The sequence below is a fragment of the Paramagnetospirillum magneticum AMB-1 genome, from assembly GCF_000009985.1.
In the GTDB taxonomy this organism is placed as follows: Bacteria; Pseudomonadota; Alphaproteobacteria; order Rhodospirillales; family Magnetospirillaceae; genus Phaeospirillum; species Phaeospirillum magneticum.
In genome coordinates, this window is the sequence record NC_007626.1 from 557,891 (window position 1) to 581,770 (window position 23,880).

Below are 23,880 nucleotides of genomic sequence, written 5' to 3' on the forward strand. Positions count from 1 at the left end.
CGGGAAGCCCGCAATGTTGATGGGGGTAAATGGGTAGGGGGATGGCCCGCCCGGAGGAGGGGGAGGCCTCCTCCGGCTTAGGGCTCTTATACTTTCGGCTATTCGGCGGCGTTGACGCGGGTCCGGCCCACCGGATGGGCGAGGCGGGACAGCATCTCCTTGGGCACTACCTGCCAGAAGCGCGGTACTTCGCGGTCCCAGTCGGCCAGCAGGGATTCCGCCCAGGCCGAGCCGGTGACGGCGGCGTGTTCCTGCACCAGGGCCTTCAGCACCCCTTCCCAATGGGGCGTCTCCAGCCGTTGCCAGATGACGCTTTCCGGATTGACGCGCTTGGCGAAGCTTTCGTCGGAATCATAGACGAAGGCCATGCCCCCGGTCATGCCGGCGGCAAAGTTGGCGCCCACCGGCCCCAGGATCACGGCGGTGCCACCGGTCATGTATTCACAGCCGTTGGAGCCGCAGCCCTCGATCACCGTCTCGGCGCCGGAATTGCGGACGGCGAAGCGCTCGCCCGCCTGTCCGGCGGCGAACAGCTTGCCCGCCGTGGCGCCGTACAGCACCGTGTTGCCGATGATGGTGTTCTCGTTGCTTTTCAACTGGGAGGCCACCGGCGGCCGCACGATGATGGTGCCGCCCGACAGGCCCTTGCCCACGTAGTCGTTGGAATCGCCGAACACTTCCAGCGTCAGGCCCTGCACCGCGAAGGCGCCGAGCGACTGTCCCGCCGAGCCGCGCAGGCGCACGGTGACGTGGTCGGGCGCCAGGCCGGTCATGCCGTGGCGCTTGAAGATCTTGTGCGACAGCTTGGTGCCGATGGCGCGCTGGACGTTCCGCACGTTGTAGTCCAGCTGCATCTTCTCGCCGTCTTCCAGGGCCGGCTTGGCGTCGATGATCATCTGGGCGTCCAGGGTGTCGGGGACCTCCTGGGTCTTGTCCTCGACGCAATAGCGGGGGAAGCCGCCGGTGTCGGCCTGGGCCAGCAGCGGGTTCAGATCTAGGTCGTCCAGATGGCTGGCGCCGCGGCTGACCTGATGCAGCAGGTCGGCGCGGCCGATGACCTCGGCGAGAGAACGCACGCCCAGCGAGGCGAGGATCTCGCGCACATCTTCAGCGATGAAGCTGAACAGATTGACCACCTTTTCCGGGTTGCCGGTGAACTTCTCGCGCAAGCTCAGGTCCTGGGTGCAGACGCCGACCGGGCAGGTGTTGGAATGGCACTGGCGCACCATGATGCAGCCCATGGCCACCAGGGAGGAGGTGCCGATGCCGAACTCCTCGGCGCCCAGCATGGCGGCGATGACGATGTCGCGGCCGGTCTTCAACCCGCCGTCGGTGCGCAGCTTCACCCGATGGCGCAAGCGGTTGAGCGTCAGCACCTGATGGGCCTCGGACAGGCCCAGCTCCCAGGGCAGGCCGGCGAACTTGATGGAGGTCTGGGGCGAAGCGCCGGTGCCGCCCACATGGCCGGAGACCAGGATGGTGTCGGCCTTGGCCTTGGCCACGCCGGCCGCCACCGTGCCTATCCCTGAGCGCGACACCAGCTTCACCGTGACGCGGGCGTGCGGATTGATCTGCTTCAGGTCGTAGATCAGCTGGGCCAGATCCTCGATGGAATAGATGTCGTGGTGGGGCGGCGGGCTGATCAGCATGACGCCGGGGGTGGCGTGGCGCAGCTTGGCGATCTCCACCGTCACCTTGAAGCCGGGAAGCTGGCCGCCCTCGCCGGGCTTGGCGCCCTGGGCAACCTTGATCTCGATCTCGCGGCACATGTTGAGATATTCGGCGGTGACGCCGAAGCGGCCCGAGGCGATCTGCTTGACCGCCGAATTGGCGTTGTCGCCGTTGGGACGCGGGCGATAGCGCTCGCGGTCCTCGCCGCCCTCGCCCGACACCGACTTGGCGCCGATGCGGTTCATGGCGATGTTCAGCGTGCCGTGGGCCTCGGGGGAGAGGGCACCGAGCGACATGCCGGGGGTCAGGAAGCGCTTCCTGATCTCGGTGATGCTTTCCACCTCGTCCAGGCTGATGGGAGCGCCGGCGGGCTTCAGGTCCAGCAGGTCGCGGATGGTGATGGGCGGCAGCTTGCGCATGCCGTCCGAGTACTTCTTGTAGGTGGCATAGGAGCCCGTGGCCACCGCCATCTGCAGCAGATGGATCAGGCTGCCGTCGAAGGAATGGGCCTCCGAGCCGCGCCGCACCCGGTAGAAGCCGCCGATGGGTAGGGCCGGAGCCGGACCGGCGAAGCCGGTGGCGTGCTGCTCGACGGTCTTCTTCTGGATGCCGGAGAGGCCGATGCCGGAAATGCGGCTGGTCATGCCGGGGAAGAACTCGGCCACCAGGGTACGCGACAGGCCCACCGCCTCGAAATTGTAGCCGCCGCGATACGAGCTGACCACCGAGATACCCATCTTGGCCATGATCTTCAACAGGCCCTGGTCCAGGGCGTACTTGTAGCGCCGCACGCATTCCTCCAGCGGCATGGAGCCGAACAGCCCCCGGCGCTGGCGGTCGGCGATGGCTTCCTGGGCCAGATAGGCGTTGACCGTGGTGGCGCCGACGCCGATCAGCACGGCGAAGTAATGCACGTCCAGGCACTCGCCCGAGCGCACGTTGAGTGAGGTCCAGGTGCGCAAGGACAGGCGCACCAGATGGGAGTGCACGCCGCCCGCCGCCAGGATCATCGGAATGGCGGCGCGGGATTCGCCGATGCCTTCATCGGTGAGGATCAGGTGGGTGCAGCCGCCGCGCACGGCTTCTTCGGACTCGCGCCGCACCCGGGCCAGGGCGTCGCGCAGGGCCTCGATGCCGCCCTTGGGATCAAAGGTGCAGTCGATGGCCGCCGCCGCCTCGCCCATATACTTGCGCATGGCGGCGAATTCGGCGTTGGACAGCACCGGGCTTTCCAACTGCAGCAGGTCGCACTGGCTCTCGTCCTCGTCGAGGATGTTGCCCAGGTTGCCCAGGCGGGTGCGCAGGCTCATCACCCGCGACTCGCGCAAGCTGTCGATGGGCGGATTGGTGACCTGACTGAAGTTCTGCTTGAAGAAGTGGTGCAGGCCGCGATAGCCGGCCGACAGCACCGCCAGCGGCGTGTCGTCGCCCATGGAGCCGATGGCCTCCTTGGCGTCCTCGACCATGGGATGGAGGATCAGCTCCATGTCTTCCATGGTCATGCCATAGGCGGCCTGGCGGCGGCGCAATTCGTCCGACGACAGCTCGGCCGGTTCCGGCGCCCCGGTCCTGACCAGGGTGTCCAGTTCGGTGATGCGCTTGACCCAGGCCGAGTAATTGCGGCGCGAGGCCAGCAGGTCCTTGATCTCGGTATCGCGATAGAACTTGCCGGCGTCGAGGTCGATGGCGATGCTCTGGCCGGGGCCGACCCGGCCCTTCTCCACCACGTCGCAATCCTTGACCTTCACCATGCCGGTCTCGGAGCCGAGGATCAGCAGGCCGGTCTTGGTGATGGTAAAGCGCATGGGGCGCAACCCGTTGCGGTCGACGCCCGCCACCGCCCATTGGCCGTCGGTGGCGCAGATGGCCGCCGGGCCGTCCCAGGGCTCGATCACCGAGTTGCAGTAGCCGAAGAAGGTGCGGTGCGCCTCGGGCATCAGGGCGTTGGAGCCCAGGCTCTCCGGGATCAGCATCTGCTTGACCAGCGGCGCCGGGCGCCCGGCGCGGCACATGACCTCGAAGACGTTGTCCAGCGCGGCGGAGTCGGAACCGCCCGGCTGGACGACCGGCTTCAGGTCATCCATGGCCTGCCCGAACACCTCGTGCTCCATGCGCGGCTCGTGGGCCTTCATCCAGTTGATGTTGCCGGTGAGAGTGTTGATCTCGCCGTTATGGGCCAGCATGCGGAAGGGCTGGGCCAGCCGCCAGGTGGGGAAGGTGTTGGTGGAATAGCGCTGGTGATAGATGGCGAAGCGCGACACGAAGCGCTTGTCCAGCAGGTCGGGATAGAAGCTGGTCAGCTGCTCGGCCAGGAACATGCCCTTGTAGATGATCGAGCGGCACGACAGCGAGCAGATGTAGAAGTCGTTGATGTGGTTGCCCAGCACCCGCTTCTCGATGCGGCGGCGGATGACGAACAGATCGGCCTCGAACCGCTCTTCGCTGGTGCCCAGCGTGTTGGCGATCATGATCTGCTCGATCTCGGGGCGGGTGGCGTTGGCCTTCTCGCCGATGATCGACACGTCCACCGGCACCTGGCGCCAGCCATAGATGGAATAGCCGAAATTCAGAATCTCGGTCTCGACGATGCAGCGGCAGTTCTCCTGGGCGCCCAGGTCGGTCTTGGGCAGGAAGACCTGGCCCACCGCCAGCCGCCCTTCGGCCACCGCGTGTCCGGTGCGGGCCACGTGGTCCTTGAAGAAGTCCTGGGGGATCTCGACATGGATGCCCGCGCCGTCGCCGGTCTTGCCGTCGGCGTCCACCGCGCCGCGATGGAACAGCACGGACAGGGCCTGGATGCCGGCCTCGACCACGTCGCGCCGGGGCTTGCCGTCGAGCGCCGCCACCATGCCGACGCCGCAGGCGTCATGGGGGCTGGTGTCGATACCGGCGGCCTCCAGGATCTCCTGGTTGGCGAGGTATTGGGAGACGAAATCGGACATGGGGCGCACTCCTACTCCGCCGCCTGGGCGGATTTGGCACTGACGTAGCGGTGGATGGCTTCGGCGGCGTCGCGGCCGTCCTTGATGGCCCAGACCACCAGGGAGGCGCCGCGCACGATGTCGCCGGCTCCGAAGACGCCGGGCAGGCTGGTCATCAGCGTCGCGTCGGTCTCGACGGTTCCCCATTTGGAGACCTTGAGCTCGGGGGCGCCGAACAGGACGGGCATATCCTCGGGATCGAAGCCCAGGGCGGCGATGACCATGTCGGAGGCCAAGGTGAAGCCCGATCCCTCGATGGCCACCGGGCTTTGACGGCCCGAGGAATCGGGCATGCCCAGATGCATGCGCACGGCCCGGACGCCCTCGGCCTTCTTGGCGCCGGTGACGGCTTCGGGGGCGGCCATCCAGACGAATTCGACGCCTTCTTCCTCGGCGTGGGCCACCTCGCGCTTGGAGCCGGGCATGTTGGCCCGGTCGCGGCGGTAGAGGCACTTCACCGACTTGGCCCCCTGGCGGATGGCGGTGCGCACGCAATCCATGGCGGTGTCGCCGCCGCCGATGACCACCACGTTGCGGCCCTTGGCGTCCAACTCGGCCACGGTCTCGCCGAGATCGCGGCGGTTCTGGGCGATCAGGTAGTCCAGGGCGGCATGCACGCCGGGCAGGTCGGCGCCATTGATGCCCAGGGGCTTGGCCTTGTAGACCCCGGTGGCGATCAGCACCGCGTCGTGGCGGGCGCGCAGTTCGGCGAAGGAGACGGTCTTGCCGATTTCCACGCCGGTCTCGAACTTGACGCCGGCCTCGGCCAGCAGGCGGATGCGGCGCTCGACCACGTCCTTCTCCAGCTTGAAGCCGGGAATGCCATAGATCAGCAGCCCGCCCATGCGGTCGTGGCGATCGTAGACGGTGACGGCATGGCCCTTGCGGCGCAGGGATTCCGCCGCCGCCAGTCCGGCGGGGCCGCCGCCGACGATGCCGACCGAGCGGCCGGTCTCGGCGCCGGGCAGCACCGGCTTGACCCATCCTTCAGCGAAGGCGGTCTCGGTGATGTGCTTTTCCACCGCGCCGATGGTGACATTGCCGTGGGTGGATTGCTCCAGCACGCAATTGCCCTCGCACAGGCGGTCCTGGGGACAGATGCGGCCACAGATCTCGGGGAAGGTGTTGGTGGCCGACGAGACGGCGTAGGCCTCCTCCATGCGGTCCTGCGCCACCAGCATCAGCCAGTCCGGCACGTTGTTACCCAGCGGGCAGTGAATGGAGCAAAAGGGAATGCCGCATTGCTCGCAGCGCGACGCCTGCTCGCCCGCCTGGGACGCCCCGAAGGCGGTGCTGATCTCGCCGAAATCCTTGCGGCGCTCGGCGGCGCCGCGCTTTTCCGGCTGGCGCTGATGGAGGTGGGTGAACTGCAGCATCTTGCGGGGCATGGCTGTTCCTCGAGCCCGGGAATTGTCGGGCGAAAATACGTCAGAAGTGGTGACCAATCAATGGGAATCGCGCAAATGAGACAACATTGCTGTCTCAAATCAAGGTCTCGTGCCGAAGTGCGGCTGCGCTCGAGAATATGGGGTGGCGCTCCTGAATATAATTGTCCCGTTTCGGACCTTTCCGTTTCTCTTCCGGCCCGGCGGGTCCGGTGCTATAACCATGGCAGCCGCATACGGGGGGCACCCGAGTGACGTTCCTAGAAGTCCTGGTCGTGGCCCTGATTCAGGGGTTGGGAGAGGTTTTGCCGTTCGGAGCCGCCGGTCTGCTGGCGGCGCTGCCCCATCTGGCTGCCAAGCCCGAGGGGCGGGCCGCGCTGTCGGTGGCGGCCCATGCCGGCATTTTGCTGGCCCTGATGATCTATTTCTGGCGCGACGTTCTGGCCATGGCCGTCGGTCTGTGGCGTCTGGCCAAGGGCAAGCCCGATTACGGTTCCCATCTGCTGCTGCACGTCCTGGCCGGGACCATCCCCGCCGCCATCGTCGGTTGGCTGGTGCTTGACCGCGCCTCGACCCTGGTGGGGCAGAGCGGCGCGGCGATCATCCTGATCCTCGGCGGCGTTCTGCTGTGGGGCTGCGACAAACTGGGCGTCACCGTCCGCCGGGTCGAGCACATGAGCTGGGTCGGCGCCGCCGGCCTGGGGGCCTTGCAGATTCTATCACTGGTGCCCGGCGTGTCGCGCACCGGCATCACCGTCACCGTGGCTCGGCTGCTGGGATGGGAACGCCAGGCGGCGGTGCGCTTCTCCATGCTGCTGGCCATGCCGCTGATCCTGGGGCATGGGGTCAAGACCTTCTGGGGGCTGGCCCATCACACCGAACTGGTGTTCTCCAGCGACCTGCTGATGGCCATGGCCACGGCGGGGCTGGCCGCGCTGATCGGTCTGGCGGGCATGATGGCCTGGGTGGCGCGCAATACCTTCGTTCCCTTCGCCATCCTGCGCATCGGCTTCGGAATTGCGGTTCTGGGCCTGGTCTATTTCGGCCAGGCCTGACCGGGGCTTATGCCAGATCCCCATGAGCCGAACTCATCGGGACCGCCCTCAAGCGGCGGGCGGACGCTGTGCGTCCTTGCCTTCCGCCGCATAAGCGGCGCGGCCCCTTGGGCCTAACCAAATCCCCATAAGCCGAACTCATCGGGATTTGGTATTACCGTCCGAAGATCCCCTTCAGCAGGTCGTCGATGGCGCCGCCGATGCCCTTGGCCGCGTCCCCCGCCGCTTGGGCGGCCCCGGCCACGAAGTCGCCGACGCTTTCGGCTGGGGAGGATTCCGCCGGAACCTCCGGGGTGCGCAGCGGCCGGGCAGGCAGGCCGCGATGGGCGGCGGTCATCACCTGCTTCCACAATTGGGCGGGCAGGCCGCCGCCGGTGACCTTCTTCATCTCGATGCGGTAATCGTCGTTGCCCATCCACACGCCGGCCACGTAATCGGCGGTGAAGCCCATGAACCAGGCGTCGCGGTAATCCTGGGTGGTGCCGGTCTTGCCCGCCACCGGGCGGTCCAGGCGGGCGGCCTTGCCCGAGCCCTGGGTGACGACGGCGCTCATCATGTCGTGCATGCGCGACAGCGCCGCCGGTGACACCACCTGGCCGAAGCCGCCGCCCTGGCGCTGATACAGCACTTTGCCGGATGGGTCGGTGATGTGGGAGACGCCGAAGGACGTCACCCCATAGCCGCCATTGGCCAGGGCGGCATAGGCGGTGGTCAGCTCCAGCAGCGAGACCTCGCTGGTGCCCAGGGCCAGGGTGGCGTCGTTGCGCAGGTCCGAGGTGATGCCCAGCCGGCGGGCCGTGGCGATGACCCGGCCGGGACCCACTTCCTCCACCAGCCGCACGGCGACGGTGTTGACCGATTCCGCCAGGGCCTGGCGCAGGGTGATGGGGCCGAGATACTTGCCGGTGTAATTGCCGGGGCTCCAGTTGCCCAGGCGGATGGGCTTGTCCTCCACCTCGTCGTCGGGGGTGCGGCCCATTTCCATGGCGGTGAGATAGACGAAGGGCTTGAACGACGAGCCGGGCTGGCGCAGCCCCTGGGTGGCGCGGTTGAACTGGCTGTCGTCGTAATCCTTGCCGCCGGTCAGCGCCCGGATGGCGCCGTCGGGGCTCATCACCACCACGGCGCCCTGGGAGGCGTTGGCCTTGGCGCCGGGCCCGGCCATCATGGTCTTGAGGTCGGCCTCGACCTTGCGCTGGAGCGCGATGTCCATGGTGGTGTGCACCACGATGTCCTTGCCGGCCACTTCGCCGAACTGGTCGAGATTAGCCATCAGCCAGTCGGCGAAATAGCGGCCGGCGGGAATGGGGCGGCGGACCAGCTGGGCGGCGCCGGTCACCTGGACATTGTCGGCGGTCTTCTGGTCGATGTAGCCGGCCTTGACCATGTTGGCCAGTACGTCGCTGGTGCGCTTGCGCGAGGCCTCGGGGTCGTTGAGCGGCGAATAGCGCGAGGGAGCCTTCAGCAAGCCGGCCAGCACGGCGGCCTGATAGACGTCGACCTTGCGGGCCGAGACGTCGAAATAGCGCTTGGCGGCGGCGTCCACGCCGAAGGTGCCGGACCCGAGATAGACCCGGTTGAGGTAAAGCCCCAGGATCTGCTCCTTGGAGAAGCGCTTTTCCAGCCACAGCGCCATCAGCACTTCCTGCACCTTGCGCTTCATGTTGCGGTCAGGCGTCAGGAACAGGTTCTTGGCCAGCTGCTGGGTGATGGTCGAGCCGCCTTGCACCGTGTGCCCGGCCCTCAGGTTCACGAATAGGGCGCGGGCAAGGCCGATGGGGTCGACGCCCCAATGGCTGTAGAAGCGCCGGTCCTCGGTGGCCAGCACCGCCTGGGCGATGAAGGGCGACATCTCGCCCAGGTCCAGCGGCTCGCCGTAGAGGTCGCCATAGGCGGCGAAGATCTCGCCCTCCACCGACTGGAACACCACACTGGGGCGCCTGGTCTGGGCGGTCATGCGGTCGATGTCGGGCAGGTCCAGGGCGTAATAAGCCACCACGCCGGCCAGGCCGATGCCGATCCAGATGGCCAGGGTCAGGCCCCAGACCAGCAGGCGCTTGCCCCATTTGCGGCCATTGCCCGAGCCGCCCTTCTTGGGCGCCTTGGGCTTTTTTGGCTCCTTGGGGGCGCGGCCACGCGGCGGCGGCGGCTCACGCGGGGGCGGGGGTTCGCCCCCGGAACCGCTGGGCAACAGCCGGTCGGCCGGGTCGATGGAGAGCTTGAACGGATTGCCGGCACCCTTGGGGCGCGAGGGAGGAACTGCCATGGGGCCTTCTACCACGGGGTGGGGGCTGCTCGGAACTGGCAACATCCGTTCATTGGATGTAGAGTCCCGGCTGAATGTTTAACGAGGACCGAACCATGGAAACCCTGTCGATTGCCGTTCCGCCCGAACTGAAGCAGCGCCTCGAGGCGTTGGCCGCCGAGACCGGGCAGACGGTGGGGGAGTGCCTGGCCATCGCGGTCAAGGAATACGTCGAGAACTGGGAAACCCACCTCTCCGACGTGCACCAGATCGACGAGCACGAGGCCCGTGCCGTGCTGAAGGCCGTGGTCAACGACTAGCGCCATTGCTGCGCTCCAACGCAAAACGCCGCCCGATCCGGGCGGCGTTTTCGTTTGTGGGCCTGGAATGTGGCCGAAGTATGAAACGCCTGTCATTCCGAGCGTCGCGAGGAATCTCCGCTTGCTCCGTCGCCGCCAATTTGGACGCGCCGTGCCAGGACGAGATCCCTCGGCTACGCTCGGGATGACAATTCCTATTCGCCGGTGGCGATGCGGTCCACCAGTTGCTTGACAGTCGGGATGAAGCCGTTCTTGTAGAAGGGATCGGCGCCGAAGCGATAGGCGTTGTGGCCGGCGAACATCAGTTCGTTTTCCACGTCGCCGCCATGGCCGATGTTCTGCAGGGTCTTCTGGATACAGAAGCTGCGCGGGTCGGCCTTCTTGCCGGTGGTCCCGGCCTCGTTCTGAGCCCAGTTGGAGAACATGCACTGGGACAGGCAGCCCATGCACTTGACCTGATCGACGCGGATTTCCTCGGCCTTGTCGGGGGTGACGAAGATCAGGGTCGAATCGGGGGTGCGCAGCGCCTCGGTAAAGCCCTCGTTCATCCAGCCCAGCGCCCGGTCGCGGTCGTGGGGTGTGACCCAGACGATGCGCTTGCGGGCGCCGATGGGCAGCTCGGCCTCGTGATCGCCGACGCATTCGCTGGAATAGGGGATCTGGTGGTCCAGCCGCTGGCACAGCTCGTTGATGAAGTCGTTCTTCACCGCCGAGGAGTAGAAGCCGGTGGGGCTGAAATGGTGCAGCAGCACGTCGCCGGGCTTCAGCGTCAGCAGGCGCTGCTTCCAGGCGTCGGAGATGGGGCTTTCCTGGGTCAGCAGCGGACGGGTGCCGTACTGGAAGGCGATGGGACCCAGTTCGGGGTTGCCGATCCAGTCCTCCCATTCCTTCAGCCACCAGACGCCGCCGGCCATGAAGATCGGCACGTTGCCCAGGCCGCATTCCACCATGGTCTTGCGCAGCTCGGCGACGCGGCCATAGGGGGGCTCGGGCTTCCTCGGGTCTTCGGAATTGGACAGGCCGTTATGGCCGCCGGCCAGCCAGGGGTCCTCGTAGACCACGCCGCCCAGCAATTCGCCGTACTTGTGGTAGGCACGCTTCCACAGGGCGCGGAAGGCGCGGGCCGACGACACGATGGGATAGTAATAGACGTTATAGCGGGCCGCGATCTCGGCCACGCGATAGGGCATGCCGGCACCGCAGGTCACGCCATGGATCAGGCCCTTGGCGCCGTCCAGCACGCCTTCGAGGATCTGCTCGGCGCCGCCCATCTCCCACAGCACATTCATGTGGATGCGGCCATTGCCGCCGGCGATGTCGTGGGCGATGCGGGCCTGGGCGATGCCGCCCCTGATGCCGTAGGCGATCAGCTCGTGGTGTTTCTCGGTCCTGGTCTTGCCGTGATAGACCATGTCGATGCGGTTGCCGTTCTCGTCATAGAGATCGGCATTGACTCCGGAGAAGGTGGCGACGCCGCCGGCAGCCGCCCAGGCGCCAGAACTCTCGCCATTGGAGACGTTGATCCCCTTGCCGCCCTCGACCAGGGGCAGGACCTCGCGACCGGAAATCAGGATAGGATCGAGCGCTTTCACGTCAGGGGTAACTCCTCGGATGGCTACGACGGGCTCTCCCAGGCCTGCCGATGACGGCACATATATAGCCCTTTGTCGTGCCGCGCCACAGTGACGTTACGGACTCATGACGAATGAGGAAAATCGGCGAAGACGGCGGCGACGCCCCAGTGGCCCAAGATCCGGGCGCGGGCCGGGTCGTTGACCGTATAGGCCCGCGCCGGCAGGCCGGCGGCCATGATGCCGGTCACCACGTCGGCGTCCAGGGTACGGTGGTCGAGGTGCAGCGCGGACGCCTCCAGCCGTGTAGCCTGCTCGCGCCAGTCATCGGGCAGCGCCTCGGCCAGCAAAGCGCGGGGCCAGTGGGGGGCGACGCGCCGGGCAACGTCCAGACAGATGGTCTCAAAGCTGGAGATCACCGGCGCCGATACGCTTTCGGGCCACAGGCGAAGGGCCAGGGCCAGCGCCGCCTCGGCGGTCTCGGCCTCGCGCCCCTCGTCGGGCTTGATCTCCAGGTTGATCCCCAGCCCCAGGTCCAGGCAGAGGCCCAGCACCTGCTCCAGGCTGGGCACGCACTCTCCGGCGAAGGCGGGGGCGAACCACGATCCGGCATCGAGCCCGGCGATTTCGGCCCAGTTGCGCTCCGCCACCGGGCCGGTGCCGCTGGTGGTGCGCTCCAGGGTGTCGTCATGGAAGACCAGCGGCACGCCGTCCCGGGACAGGCGCACATCGAACTCCACCATGGCGAGGCCATGGGCGGCGGCGGTCCTGAACGAGGCCAGGGTGTTCTCGGGCGCCAGCCCGGCCAGGCCGCGATGGCCGATCAGCATCATCCCAGCAGGCGCTTGACCGCGTCGAGGACCTGCTCCACCGAAATGGCCCGCATGCACGCGGCGTCGGTGCAGGCGGTGCTGCGGTGATTCATGGCCGAGACGCAGGGCGAGCAGGCCAGCCGGGCGGTGATGAACTCGGCCTTGTGATTCAGGGCGCCGTAGAGGGCGGGGGTCTCGGGGCCGAACAGCACCAGGGTGGGCAGGCCCACCGGCGCGGCGAAATGGGCCGGGCCGGAATCGTTGGTGACCATGGCTCGGGCCAGGGCATAGAGGGGAATCAGATCCTCCATGCGGGTGAAGCCGGCCAGATTGCAGGCGCGGTTCGAGCCGGTGGCGTCCACCAGCCGCTGGGCCTCGGCCTTTTCCGAGGCCACGCCGGTGACGATGACGGCCAGGCCCTCGTCCTCGGCCAGCAGGCGCCGCGCCACCTCGGTGTAGCGGTCATAGGGCCAGCGGCGCAGCGGCATCAGCTCGCTGCTGTTGGGATTGAGGATCACCCAGCGCGTCGTCTCCTTCAGCACCGGATAGGCCTGAAACAGCCGGGTCTTGAAGGCCTCCAGCGCCTCGGGGGCGGGGGCCAGCGGCGCCAGCCTCACTTCGTCGTCGGTGAAGGCGACCTTGCCGTGGGGCGTGGTGCCCTCGGGCTCGGTCAGGGCATGGACCAGGGCCATGAAGCTCTTGGCGATGTGCTGGTGCGGGTTGTAGCCCACCCGGTGGGTCAGCAACTCGCCCCGATAGAGGCCCTCGGTGTGGAAGCGGTGAAAGCCCACCCGCTTGGGCGCCCCCGACAGGAAGGTCAGCAGCGCCGAGAAGCGCGAGAACATCTCCATGTCGATGGTGGCCATCAGGTCCAGCGAACGCATGGTGCGGATCATGCGCAGGGTGTCGACGACCAGGGTGACCAGGCTGTCGGCGCGGATGGTCAGCATGTTCTCGCGCGCGATGGTGCCCATGATGTCCAGGCTGGGACGGTTCTTGGCGAAGATCAGGAAATAGACCCTGGCGTCGGGGAACAGCGCCTGCGCCCGCTTCAAGGCCGCGTCGGCGATGACCGCGCTGCCCATCTCCGACAGTTCGATGAACAGGATGTTCTTGCCCGCGGACGGTGCCGGCGGGCTGAAGAAACAGCGGATCCGCCAGTAAAGGGTGATCAGGAACGCGAGGGGCACCCCCGCCCAGAAATCGATCTGCCGCATCCTGTCGACGTTCACGACCGCCTCACTTGTTCTCGAAGGTGCCCGAGCCATAGGACTCGGCCAGCCAGATTTCGTAATGGTCCACGACCTTGCCGCCCCAAGCCCGGTCCACCGTGGCAAGCAGGGTCAGGCTGCGGAACGAGCGGCGCACGTCCTGGACGGCGTAGAACCCGTCCTTGATCACGTACAATCCATTCTGCCCCGGCAACGCGGCCGCGTCCCGGGCATCATACGAAGGAATTCGGGGAAAGCCAGCCGAACCAGTCAGGAAAACCACCGGATGGCCAGGCAGATAGTAGGTCAGCAACCCGGCCACCTCGTGCTTGGTGGTGAAGACGAAGGCGTCGGGATGCCGGGTCCGCTCAGCCTCCACCGCGCTGGCCAACTGGTCCCAGCCGCCCAGGCGGCTCATGGGGTCGGATTTGAGCGGGATGGGCAGGCGGGCCGTCTCCATCTGCACATAGGTGGCGGCCACCAGCAGCCCTCCCAGGGCGATGGCGCCATGCCACAGCCAGCGCAGCCGCCGCCAGGAGGGGGCGAGAACCACCCAGGCCCCCGAAGTGGCGATGGCGGCGCCCAGATAGGCCGGACCCGGCCAGTGGGGCTGGACCACACCGCCCAGGCTGTGGCGCACGAAAAAGGCCAGCAGCGGCGCCGAGGTGGCGCCAAGCAGGAACCAGGCGGGCTGCCGGCTTCGCCATCCGGCCCACAGCGTCCAGCCCATGCCCCACAGCATGAAGCCGAAGATCAGCGGGGTGATCACTCCCAACTGGGTGCCGACGAAGGTGGCGAGACTCTTCAGCGGATCGCTCACCGGCGCGTCGAAGGAATGGGACAACTGCTTCTTGATGGAGATCCAGTCGTGCTGGGCGTTCCAGATCAGCACCGGCGAGGTGCAGGCCAGGGCCAGGACGATGGCGGCCCAGAAATGCGGGCTTTTCAACCACCGCCTCGCCTGGGGGAACAGGGCGAACACCGCCATGATGCCCGGGGCGATCAGCACCATGGTGTATTTCGAGCAGAACCCCAGCCCCAGCGACAGGCCCAGCAGGTAGAGCCAGCGCGCCCGCCCGTCGTCCAGCAGGCGGACCATGGCCCACAGCGACAGGGACCAGAACACCAGCAACGGCGAGTCCGGGGTGACCAGCACGCCGGCGGCGGCGAACAACAGGGTGGCGTTAAGCACGGCCACCGCCCACCAGCCGGCGCGAATGTCGCGAAAGGCCAGCCGGGCGGTGTCGAAGGCCAGGCCGGTGACGGCGGCGACGCTCAGCACGGCGGGCAGGCGGATGGCGGCTTCGGATTCGCCGAACAGGGCGGTGGCTCCGGCCATCCACCAGGCCATCATGGCCGGGTGGTCGTAATAGGACAGCTGCAGGCGGCGCGACCACAGCCAGTAATAGGCCTCGTCACCCGACAGCAGGGTGGTGCCGGTCAGCCACAGATGCAGCAGGGCGGCGGCGAGGACCAGCCCGGCCAGCAGGGCGGCATCCCTGGTTCCGACGGAGGGGGCTCGATGGGACTCGGCGTCGGGCGCCACGGGGAACTCCGCCTGCGGGAATGATCTGCGACGGGCCAATAGCATGAAATGCCCACCCTCTACCAGTCGCCACCTTGCCGGGGCGGCGGGGCGCCGCTATACCCAAGGGAGATTGGATGGAGGAGGTCCCATGTTCCGCTTCACGTTCGCCAGGTCGCTGCTGGTCGTTTCCGCCGCCTGCGCCCTGCTGGCCGCCTGTGGCGGTGAGCCCTCCGAGTCCGACATGAAGTCCGCCGTCGAGCAGACCTTCGGCGGCATGAACGAGCAACTGGGCGGCGTCGGCAAGCTGATCGGCAAGGACCTCTCCACCAAGGTCAAGAGCTTCAAGAAGCTGGCCTGCGCCGAAGCCAAGGGCAATCCCGGCTTCGCCTGCGATTTCCAGATGGTGGTCGACGGCCCGCTGGGCGAGAAGACCGAGAAGGCCTCGGCCCGCTTCGTCAAGGGCGACAAGGGCTGGGCCGTTTTCTAGGTATAGGGCGTCATGGCCGTATCAAGCACGGCCATGACGCCATAAGTCACGCCACCTTGGGCGCCGCCTCGGCCAGGATCGCCCGGATTTCCGGCACGCACGAGCCGCAATTGGTCCCCGCCTTGAGCATGGCGCCCACCTCGGCCGCGCTGGACAGGCGGTGGTCGCGGATGGCGGCGCGGATGGCTTCCAGGCCCACGTTGAAGCAGGCGCACACCGTCTTGTCGCGGCCCCGGTCGCCGCCGGGCGGCGCGCCGGCCACCAGGGTGGCGCGCTCGTCGCCGGCGATGGCGGCGCGGCCGAAGGCGGCGGCCACCCAGTCGGGCGAGAAATCGGTGGCCCAGGGAAAGACGAACAGCACCGCATCCAGGCGGCCGTCCACCAGACGGGCGCCGCGATAGTGGCCGCGATTGGGGTCGAGGAACTCGATCCATTCGCCGTCGGCGCCCAGCCATTGCTTGGCGGTGACGGGCCAGTCCTCGCCGGCTTCGCCCGCCAGCCGCCAGATGGAGTGGGCCTGACCCGCCGCCTTGGCCCAGTAGAACGAGCGGGGCAGCTCTACCGGATTGCGGCTGAGCAGCACGCCGTGCCAGGCGGCGTCCAGGGGCTCGACCATCACCGGGGCCTGCTTCAGTTCCGGCTGGCCCGAGACGGGATCGGTGGCGGCGTCGATTAGGGTGCCGACCACCGCGCCCGAACTGGTGCGGTCGTTCCAGTGGATGGGGGCGAAGACCTCGCCCGGGCGCTGGCCGTTGTCGAAGGCGATGCGCAGAACCACGCTGGCCCGGCGGCCGGAGACCTTGGCCAGTCCCCCGTCCGCCAGCCGGAAGCGGATGGCGTCCCGGGGATGGACCTGCAGCACCGGCTCGGGCGCGTGGGCGGCCAGCCGAGCGGCACGGCCGGTGCGGGTCATGGTGTGCCACTGGTCGCGCATGCGCCCGGTGTTGAGGATCAGGGGAAAGGCCTCGTCGGTGGCCCGCGCTGGCGGGCGGGGCGGGGTGTCGACCATCCGGGCCTTGCCATCGGGGTGGTAGAAGCGGCCGTCGGCGAACAGCCGCGCCGTGCCCTTTCCCGGTTCGCGCACCGGCCACTGGATGGGCTCGATGGACTCGTAATCGGCTCCCACCAGACCCGACAGATCCAGGTCGCGGGCGCCATGGTTCTCGAAGGCGGTCAGGCGGCAGAACTCGTCGAAGATGGCCCCCGTATCGGTCCAGGCGAAGGCCTCGCCAAAGCCCATGCGCTGCGCCACCTGGGCCATGATCCACCAATCGCCCTTGGCCTCGCCCGGGGTGGGGAGGAAGGGGCGCTGGCGCGAGATGCGGCGCTCGGAATTGGTGACGGTGCCCTCCTTTTCGCCCCAGGTCAGCGCCGGCAGGCGCACATGGGCGAGGCGGGCCGTGTCGGTGTCGGCCTCGCATTCGGAGACCACCACGAAGGGGCAGGCGGCGATGGCGGCCCGGACCAGATCGGCCTCGGGCATGCTGACCGCCGGGTTGGTGCACATGACCCAAAGGGCCTTGATCTTGCTCTCGGCCACCGCCTTGAACATGTCGACGGCCTTGAGGCCGGGCTTGGCCGCCACGCGCTCCGACGCCCAGAAGCGCCCGACCCGGTCCACATTGGCCTCGTCGAAGCCCATATGGGCGGCCAGCATGTTGGCCAGTCCCCCCACCTCGCGCCCGCCCATGGCGTTGGGCTGGCCGGTCAGTGAGAACGGCCCCATGCCGGGACGGCCGATGCGGCCGGTCTGCAGGTGGCAGTTGATGATGGCATCCACCTTGTCGGTGCCCGACGAGGATTGGTTGATACCCTGGGACCACACCGTGACGGTCTTTTCGGTCTCGGCGAACCACGAGAAGAACTGGACGATCTGCTCCAGCGGCACGCCGACCTCCACCTGGGCTTCCTCGCCCCTGAGGTGGGCCAGCAGCCCGTTGAACAGGATGGCGTCGGTGCCCGGCCGGATGGCCAGATGCAGGTCGGCGCATTCGGCGGTGGCGGTGCGGCGGGGATCGACCACCACGATGCGCATGTCGGGGCGCCGGGCCTTGGCGGCCAGGATGCGCTGGAAGGCGACAGGGTGGCACCACGCGGTATTGGAGCCTACCAGCACCACCAGATCGGCCAGATCCAGGTCCTCGTAGCAGCCGGGCACGGTGTCCGAGCCGAAGGCGCGCACATGACCGGCCACGGTGGACGACATGCACAGCCGGGAATTGGTGTCGATATTGCCCGAGCCGATGAAGCCCTTCATCAGCTTGTTGGCGACGTAGTAATCCTCGGTCAGCAATTGGCCGGAGACGTAGAAGGCCACGGAATCCGGCCCGTGCTCGGCGATGGCGGCGGTGAACTTTTCCGCCACCAGATCCAGCGCCGGCTCCCACGCCACCGTTTGCTCCCCGATCATGGGGTGGAGCAGGCGGCCGTCCAGGTCGAGAGTCTCGGCCAGACTGGAGCCCTTGACGCACAGGCGGCCAAAATTGGCGGGGTGCTCGGGATCGCCCCGCACTACCCATTGCGCGGAGTCATCAAGGCGGGCGGCGATGACGCCGCAGCCGACGCCGCAATAGGGACAGGTGGTGCGGACGATCTCGGGCATGTCAGCCATGGGCCACCTTTTTCGCGCTTTCGAGCTTCAGCCAGACCAGGCCGTCGACCACCTTGGAATCCACGGGCCGCGTGCAGCCCTCGTCGGGGGCGGTGGCTTCGCCGGTCTCCAGGTCGATGGTCCAGGAATGCAGCGGGCAGACCACCACCTTGCCGGTGACGATGCCCTCGCTTAAGGGGCCGCCCTTGTGGGGGCAGCGGTTGAACAGGGCGAAGATCTCGTCGTCCCTGGTGCGGAAGACCGCGATGTCGCCCTTGTCCGTCTGGACGGTGCGGGCCCCCAGCCTGGGGATGTCCTCGACGCGTCCGATCTTGATCCAGTCCTGCATGGTCTTAGCCCACCTCGGCCAGGGTTTTGAATTCGTGCGCATCCACCTCGCCCGAGGCCCGTTCGGCCCAGGGATCGATCTGCGCGTAGTTCTGCGAGAAGACGAAGCGGGCGAAGGCGGCGCGGCGGCCTTCGGCATCCTCGACGACGCGCTTGGTGATGTAGTCCATGCCGACCCGCTCGACCCACGGCGCGGTGCGCTCCAGGTAGCGGGCTTCCTCGCGGTAGATCTGCATGAAGGCGCCGCAATATTCGAGCACCTCCTCCTCGGAGGTGACGCGGACCAGATGGTCGGTGCCGCGCAGCTCGATGCCGCCGTTGCCGCCCACCGAGATGTCGTAGCCCGCCTCGACGCAGACCACGCCCATATCCTTGATGGTCGCCTCGGCGCAGTTGCGCGGGCAGCCCGATACCGCCAGCTTGACCTTGTGCGGTGTCCACGAGCCCCACATCAGCTTCTCCAGCTTGACGCCGAGGCCGGTGGAATCCTGGGTGCCGAAGCGGCACCATTCCGAGCCGACGCAGGTCTTCACCGTGCGCAGGCCCTTGGCGTAGCCGTGGCCCGAGACCAGACCGGCCTTGCCCAGCACGGCCCACACGCCGGGCAGATCCTCCTTCCTGACCCCCAGCAGGTCGAGGCGCTGGCCGCCGGTGACCTTGACGGTGGGGATCTTGAACTTGTCCACCACGTCGGCGATGGCGCGCAGTTCGGTGGGATTGGTCAGGCCGCCCCACATGCGCGGAATGACCGAATAGGTGCCGTCCTTCTGGATATTGGCGTGGGCACGCTCGTTGATGAAGCGGCTCTGGTAGTCGTCGACGTATTCACTGGGCCAGGCGCACAGCAGGTAGTAGTTCAGGGCCGGGCGGCACTTGGCGCAGCCGTCGGCATGGCGCCAGCCCAAAGCCTGCCGTACCGCGTCCTGGGTCTTGAGCCCCTGGTGCAGGATCTCCCTGCGCACCTCGTCGTGGGAGAGGTCGGTGCAGCCGCACATGCCGGCGGCCTTGGCGTCCACCACCTCGCCGGTGACGTGGGTCAGGATGGCCTGGACCACCGAGGCGCACTGGCCGCAGGAGGCCGAGGCCTTGGTGTGCAGCTTGACCTCGTCGAGCGAGGTCAGACCCTTCTCGGTGATGGCCTTGACGATGGCGCCCTTGGACACGCCGTTACAGCCGCAGACCTGGGCATCGTCACTCGTGGCGGCCACATTGACGCCGCCCGCGTGGCCCTTGCAGGTGGTATCGGCATAGGCCTGGCCGAAGATCATGCGGTCGCGGATGGCGGCCACGTCGGCCTTTTCGCGGATGAGCTGGAAGTACCAGGAGCCGTCGGCCACGTCGCCGTACATCACGGCGCCCACCACCTTGTCGGCGCGGATCACCAGCTTCTTGTAGATGCCCCGGGCGGAGTCCCGATACACCAGCTCCTCGTCGGCTTCGTCCTGGGCCGCCAGCTGTCCAGCCGAGAACACGTCGATGCCGGTGATCTTGAGCCGGGTGGACAGTGGCGGGGTCTCGTAATGGGCGTCGTCGCGGCCCGCCAGACGCGAGGCGCAGACCTTGGCCTGCTCCCAGATGGGCGCCACCAGCCCGAAGATCTGGCCGCGATGCTCGACGCACTCGCCCACCGAATAGATGGCGGGGTCCGAGGTGGCCATGTCGTCGCCCACCTCGATGCCGCGGTTGATGTCGAGGCCCGCGGCCTTGGCCAGATCCACGTTGGGGCGGATGCCGATGGCCACCACCACCAGATCGGCGGGAATCTCGCGGCCGTCGGTGAGCTTGACGCCCTGGGCGCGCCCGGTTTCGGCGCCCATGATTTCCTCGGTCTGGCCCGAGGTGAAGAAGTGCAGGCCGCGCTCGGTCAGGTCCTTCTGCAGCAGGCCGCCGGCCTCCACATCCAGCTGGCGCTCCATCAGGGTGGGCATCAGGTGGACCAGGGCGACGGGCATGCCGCGCCGCTTCAGGCCCCAGGCGGCCTCCAGACCCAGCAGGCCGCCGCCGATCACCACGGCGCGCTGCTTGGCCTCGGCGGCGTCCAGCATCTTCTCCACGTCGGCGATGTCGCGGAAGGCCACCACGCCGGGCAGGTCAAGGCCGGGCAGCGGCGGCATCAGCGGCTTGGAGCCGGTGGACAGCAGCAGCTTGTCATAGGGCACCACCACGCCATTGGCCGAGGTGACGGTCTTGGCGGCGCGATCGATGGCCACCACCGGGTCGCCGGTGTGCAGGGTGATTCCGTTCTCGGCGTACCAGGCGCGCGGGTTGATGACGATGTCGTCCACCTGCTTTTCGCCGGCCAGCACCGAGGACAGCATGATGCGGTTGTAATTGGGGTGGGGCTCGGCGCCGAACACCGTGATGTCGTAACGGGCCGGCGCGATGGCCAGCAGCTCCTCGACGGTGCGCATGCCGGCCATGCCGTTGCCGATGACGACCAGCTTCTGACGGGGAAGAGCGTTCATGTGAGGTCTCCTGATTCGGTCTTTGCCGTCGGGGGCATGGCGGTGGCGCGGGATGCGAAGGGGTCGAAGGTCCCGCCGCCCAGCAGCAGGTCGGGCCCCATCTCGATGGGCCTCGTGGCCTTCAAGAGGTTCCAGGGGGCGGCGTGGCCGCCCTCGGTCTTGTAATCGGTGAGCGGCACCCGAAGCCCCAGCGCCAGGGCGGCCACCCGGTAGAGGTCGGGGCGGAACACGGCTTCGGCGGCGGCGCGGGAGTCCAGGGCGAAGGGCGCCATGTCCCAGCGCTTCATCATTTCCAGGTACCACATGGCCTGGGAGCGCCACGGGAAGTTGGCGGCCTGGGCGTGGAAGGTCAGCAGGGTCTTGGGCAGGCCGTGCTCGCCCAGCAGCGGCGCCAGCAGGGCGTCCACGGGGGCATTGACGTATTGCGGCTGGGCCAGCAGCTCGGCCAGTTCGCAGCGATTGTCGTCGCACCAGCGGGCGGCGCTGATCAGCGCCTGCAGCACGGCCAGATGGGTCTCGGGATGGGTCTCGGCCCAAGTCTGGGTAACCGCGAAGACCTTTTCCAGCCGGCCGGCGAAGATGTCGCCGCTGGTCGCCGCGATGCGGCCGAGATTCATCCGCACCGCCAGGCTGCCCCAGGGCTCGCCGACGCAGTATCCGTCAATGTTGCCCGCCGACAGGAACGAGATCATCTGGGGCGGCGGCACCACGGTGAAACGCACCTCGGCCTGGGTGTCGATGCCGGCGGCTTCCATCCACAGGCGCAGCTCGGCGGCGTGGGGGGAGTAGGGGTAGACGGTGGCGAAGGTCATGGGCGGCTTGCCCACGGCCCGGTCGGCCTCGATGACGCGTTTCAGGGCACGGGCCGAGACCGGCCGGGCCGCCATGGATTGGGGATCGGCGGCCTCCATGCGCTCCCACAGGGCATTCCCGATGGTGATGGTGTTGCCGCCCAGGTTCAGCGCCATGCCCACCGCCATGGGCACCCGGATGGGCGACAGGCCCAGGCTCATGGCCAGCGGCATGGGGGCCAGCATCTGGGCGCCGTCCAGCGCGCCCACCGCCACCTTGTCGCGGATGGAGGCCCAGGACGCCTCGCGGGACAGCTCGACGTCCAGGCCCATCTCGGCGAAGAAGCCGCGCTCCTTGGCCACCACCAGCGGGGCCGCGTCGATCAGCGGCACGATACCGAGCTTCAGACGGGTCTTTTCCACGCTCATCTCTTTCATCCCTCGGCCAAAACAAAAAAGGCGTTCCGCGGAAAGCCCGGCGCCGGCCCATTGGGGGGCAGCGCCGAATTCCGTGGAACGCCTTTGTTCCGTTGCCCGTCCGGGTGCATCGTTGCGTCCGGTGGGCTTTTGTTCAGGGCGGCTGGGGCCTCGCCATTGAGGCCGTTCGCCGCGTTCAGTAAACTCGCTTCCTGCGTTGCACACCCCATGCCAAGCCGGAAACGGCGGATTGCCTGGGGATTGTCCGGATAGGTCCGGGTGTGTGCCTAAAAAATAAACAGCACCTCAGCTGCAGGCTAAAAAATAATCACATCATGAGGCCTTGGCGTGCGCCCCCGTCTCGTACTCGTCGAGGAAGTTCAGCACTTCGGCGCGGTACTCGTAGTAACGGGGGTGTTCCAGCAGGGCGCGGCGGGTGCGCGGGCGGGGAATGTCGACGTTCAGCACCTTGCCGATGCGGGCATTGGGGCCGTTGGTCATCATCACCACCTTATCGGCCAGCAGGATGGCCTCGTCCACGTCGTGGGTGACGCAGATGGCGGTGACCCGGGTGCGGGTCCACACCTCCATCAGCACTTCCTGCAATTCCCAGCGGGTGAGCGAGTCCAGCATGCCGAACGGCTCGTCCAGCAGCAGCAGCTTCGGCGACAGCGCAAAGGCGCGGGCGATGCCGACCCGCTGGCGCATGCCGTTGGACATGTCCGACGCTTTCTTGTCCATGGAATCGCCCAGGCCGACCCGTTCCAGGTAATAGGAGACGATGTCCAGGCGCTCGGCCGGGCTGGCATGGGGATAGACCCGGTCGACGCCCAGCGCCACGTTCTGCAGCGCGGTCAGCCAGGGGAATAGCGACGGCGCCTGGAACACCACGGCGCGGTCCGGCCCGGCTTCCGAGACCTCGCGGCCGTCGAGGATGACGCCGCCCTCGGACACGTCGGTCAGCCCGGCGGTCATGGTCAGCACCGTGGACTTGCCGCAGCCGGAATGGCCGATCAGCGAGATGAACTCGCCCTGGTGCATCTTGAGGTCGAAGCCGTCCACCACGGTCAGCGGACCCTTGGGGGTGGGGTAGATCTTCTTGACGCGGGAGAATTCCACATAGCGGTCGGGATTGTTGACCTGACCGGCCTCGCGGTAGGCCTTGGGTGGGCCGCCGAAGCTGATGGGGGCGACGTTGGGCAGGATGCGGGTCTCGCCGCTCTCGCCGCCGCGCTCGACGCCCACCGCCATCAGGTATTCGGTGACCTCGGCCCTGAGGCGCTTGAAGTCGGGATCGCTGTTGACGGCGGCGCGGTCGCGCGGTCGCGGCAGGTTGACCTTGAACGAGGGACCGAAGGTGGCGCCCGGCCCGGGATTGAGGGGGATGATGCGGTCGGCCAGCAGCAGAGCCTCGTCCACGTCGTTGGTGATCAGGATTACGGTCTTCTTTTCCTGCTCCCAGATGGCCTCGATCTCGTCCTGAAGCTTGGCCCGGGTCAGGGCGTCCAGGGCGGACAGCGGCTCGTCCAGCAGCAGGATGTCGGGGCTCATGGCCAGGGCGCGGGCCACGGCGACCCGCTGGCGCATGCCGCCCGACAGCTCGGACGGGCGGCGCTCGGCGGCGTGGGACAGGCCGACCATGCCGATATACTTGGCGACGCGGGCCTTGCGCTCGGCCTTGGAGGCGTCGGGCATCACCGCGTCGACGGCCAGGGCGATGTTGCCCTCCACCGTCAGCCAGGGCATCAGCGAGTAGGACTGGAACACCACGCCGCGATCGGCGCCGGGGCCGTCAACCGGCTTGCCGCGCAGCAGCACCTCGCCGGCATCGGGCTTGATCAGCCCGGCCATCAGGGAGACCAGCGTGGTCTTGCCCGAACCGGAGAAGCCCAGGATGGCGATGAACTCGCCGTCCTCGATCTCCAGGTCGATATCGCGCAGCACCGAGGAGGCGCCATAGCTCTTGGCAACGCCTTTGAGTTCGAGGATCGGCATGACGTCTC

The 23,880-nt window shown here is 67.6% G+C and carries 15 protein-coding genes; 3 read left to right on the top strand and 12 right to left on the bottom strand.

Annotation, left to right across the window (positions count from 1 at the left end):
• Positions 1-98 precede the first annotated feature (98 nt).
• Entirely contained in the window at positions 99-4,613 is a 4,515-nt protein-coding gene (gene gltB / locus AMB_RS02685) for a glutamate synthase large subunit (RefSeq protein WP_043743257.1), read from the bottom strand.
• An 11-nt stretch (positions 4,614-4,624) separates the two neighbouring features.
• Positions 4,625-6,040, bottom strand: a complete 1,416-nt coding sequence (locus AMB_RS02690; protein ID WP_011382965.1) for an NAD(P)-dependent oxidoreductase — start codon at positions 6,038-6,040, stop codon at positions 4,625-4,627.
• Between the two features lie 248 nt (positions 6,041-6,288).
• Between AMB_RS02690 and AMB_RS02695 the strand changes: the two genes are divergently transcribed.
• Positions 6,289-7,092, top strand: a complete 804-nt coding sequence (locus tag AMB_RS02695) for an undecaprenyl-diphosphate phosphatase (RefSeq protein WP_011382966.1) — start codon at positions 6,289-6,291, stop codon at positions 7,090-7,092.
• A gap of 154 nt (positions 7,093-7,246) precedes the next feature.
• Here the strand turns inward: AMB_RS02695 and AMB_RS02700 are convergent, their stop codons facing one another.
• Positions 7,247-9,358, bottom strand: coding sequence for a transglycosylase domain-containing protein (locus AMB_RS02700; protein WP_043743259.1), 2,112 nt, complete (start codon positions 9,356-9,358; stop codon positions 7,247-7,249).
• Positions 9,359-9,453: 95 nt separating this feature from the next.
• Between AMB_RS02700 and AMB_RS02705 the strand changes: the two genes are divergently transcribed.
• On the top strand, positions 9,454-9,657 hold the full coding sequence (locus tag AMB_RS02705; protein ID WP_043743261.1) for a ribbon-helix-helix protein, CopG family: 204 nt from the start codon (positions 9,454-9,456) through the stop codon (positions 9,655-9,657).
• Positions 9,658-9,851: 194 nt separating this feature from the next.
• Here the strand turns inward: AMB_RS02705 and AMB_RS02710 are convergent, their stop codons facing one another.
• From AMB_RS02710 to AMB_RS02725, 4 genes are all read right to left on the bottom strand, one after another.
• Positions 9,852-11,249: an NAD(P)H-dependent flavin oxidoreductase gene (locus tag AMB_RS02710; RefSeq protein ID WP_043743263.1), complete on the bottom strand. Its 1,398-nt coding sequence runs from the start codon at positions 11,247-11,249 to the stop codon at positions 9,852-9,854.
• A gap of 104 nt (positions 11,250-11,353) precedes the next feature.
• Entirely contained in the window at positions 11,354-12,058 is a 705-nt protein-coding gene (gene ugpQ, locus AMB_RS02715; RefSeq protein WP_011382970.1) for a glycerophosphodiester phosphodiesterase, read from the bottom strand.
• Positions 12,058-13,272, bottom strand: a complete 1,215-nt coding sequence (locus tag AMB_RS02720) for a glycosyltransferase family 9 protein (RefSeq protein ID WP_011382971.1) — start codon at positions 13,270-13,272, stop codon at positions 12,058-12,060. Before AMB_RS02720 ends, ugpQ begins: the two co-directional genes overlap by 1 nt.
• A 7-nt stretch (positions 13,273-13,279) precedes the next feature.
• Positions 13,280-14,797 (bottom strand): ArnT family glycosyltransferase, encoded by a 1,518-nt coding sequence (locus AMB_RS02725; protein WP_043745898.1) that lies wholly within the window; start codon positions 14,795-14,797, stop codon positions 13,280-13,282.
• 130 nt (positions 14,798-14,927) lie between these two features.
• On the opposite strand from AMB_RS02725, the gene AMB_RS02730 reads away from it, so the two are divergent.
• Positions 14,928-15,266, top strand: a complete 339-nt coding sequence (locus AMB_RS02730; protein WP_043743266.1) for a hypothetical protein — start codon at positions 14,928-14,930, stop codon at positions 15,264-15,266.
• Positions 15,267-15,312: 46 nt separating this feature from the next.
• On the opposite strand, the gene AMB_RS02735 is transcribed toward AMB_RS02730, so the two are convergent.
• The 5 genes from AMB_RS02735 to AMB_RS02755 all read right to left on the bottom strand — a co-directional run bounded on the left by AMB_RS02735 (position 15,313) and on the right by AMB_RS02755 (position 23,872).
• The gene (locus AMB_RS02735) at positions 15,313-17,868 is read right to left on the bottom strand and encodes a nitrate reductase (RefSeq protein ID WP_011382974.1); all 2,556 of its coding nucleotides are present in this window, start codon (positions 17,866-17,868) and stop codon (positions 15,313-15,315) included.
• Between the two features lies 1 nt (position 17,869).
• Positions 17,870-18,205: a nitrite reductase small subunit NirD gene (nirD, locus tag AMB_RS02740; RefSeq protein ID WP_011382975.1), complete on the bottom strand. Its 336-nt coding sequence runs from the start codon at positions 18,203-18,205 to the stop codon at positions 17,870-17,872.
• Between the two features lie 4 nt (positions 18,206-18,209).
• On the bottom strand, positions 18,210-20,669 hold the full coding sequence (nirB, locus tag AMB_RS02745; RefSeq protein ID WP_011382976.1) for a nitrite reductase large subunit NirB: 2,460 nt from the start codon (positions 20,667-20,669) through the stop codon (positions 18,210-18,212).
• Positions 20,666-21,889, bottom strand: a complete 1,224-nt coding sequence (locus tag AMB_RS02750) for a CmpA/NrtA family ABC transporter substrate-binding protein (RefSeq protein ID WP_011382977.1) — start codon at positions 21,887-21,889, stop codon at positions 20,666-20,668. Before AMB_RS02750 ends, nirB begins: the two co-directional genes overlap by 4 nt.
• A gap of 321 nt (positions 21,890-22,210) precedes the next feature.
• Positions 22,211-23,872 (bottom strand): ABC transporter ATP-binding protein, encoded by a 1,662-nt coding sequence (locus AMB_RS02755; protein WP_011382978.1) that lies wholly within the window; start codon positions 23,870-23,872, stop codon positions 22,211-22,213.
• Positions 23,873-23,880 lie beyond the last annotated feature (8 nt).

Bases quoted from the DNA above. Each gene is read 5' to 3' on its own strand.
- gltB (WP_043743257.1), bottom strand. From the start codon at position 4,613: ATGTCCGATTTCGTCTCCCAATACCTCGCCAACCAGGAGATCCTGGAG.
- AMB_RS02690 (WP_011382965.1), bottom strand. From the start codon at position 6,040: ATGCCCCGCAAGATGCTGCAGTTCACCCACCTCCATCAGCGCCAGCCG.
- AMB_RS02700 (WP_043743259.1), bottom strand. From the start codon at position 9,358: ATGGCAGTTCCTCCCTCGCGCCCCAAGGGTGCCGGCAATCCGTTCAAG.
- AMB_RS02705 (WP_043743261.1), top strand. From the start codon at position 9,454: ATGGAAACCCTGTCGATTGCCGTTCCGCCCGAACTGAAGCAGCGCCTC.
- ugpQ (WP_011382970.1), bottom strand. From the start codon at position 12,058: ATGCTGATCGGCCATCGCGGCCTGGCCGGGCTGGCGCCCGAGAACACC.
- AMB_RS02730 (WP_043743266.1), top strand. From the start codon at position 14,928: ATGTTCCGCTTCACGTTCGCCAGGTCGCTGCTGGTCGTTTCCGCCGCC.
- AMB_RS02735 (WP_011382974.1), bottom strand. From the start codon at position 17,868: ATGCCCGAGATCGTCCGCACCACCTGTCCCTATTGCGGCGTCGGCTGC.
- nirD (WP_011382975.1), bottom strand. From the start codon at position 18,205: ATGCAGGACTGGATCAAGATCGGACGCGTCGAGGACATCCCCAGGCTG.
- nirB (WP_011382976.1), bottom strand. From the start codon at position 20,669: ATGAACGCTCTTCCCCGTCAGAAGCTGGTCGTCATCGGCAACGGCATG.
- AMB_RS02750 (WP_011382977.1), bottom strand. From the start codon at position 21,889: ATGAGCGTGGAAAAGACCCGTCTGAAGCTCGGTATCGTGCCGCTGATC.
- AMB_RS02755 (WP_011382978.1), bottom strand. From the start codon at position 23,872: ATGCCGATCCTCGAACTCAAAGGCGTTGCCAAGAGCTATGGCGCCTCC.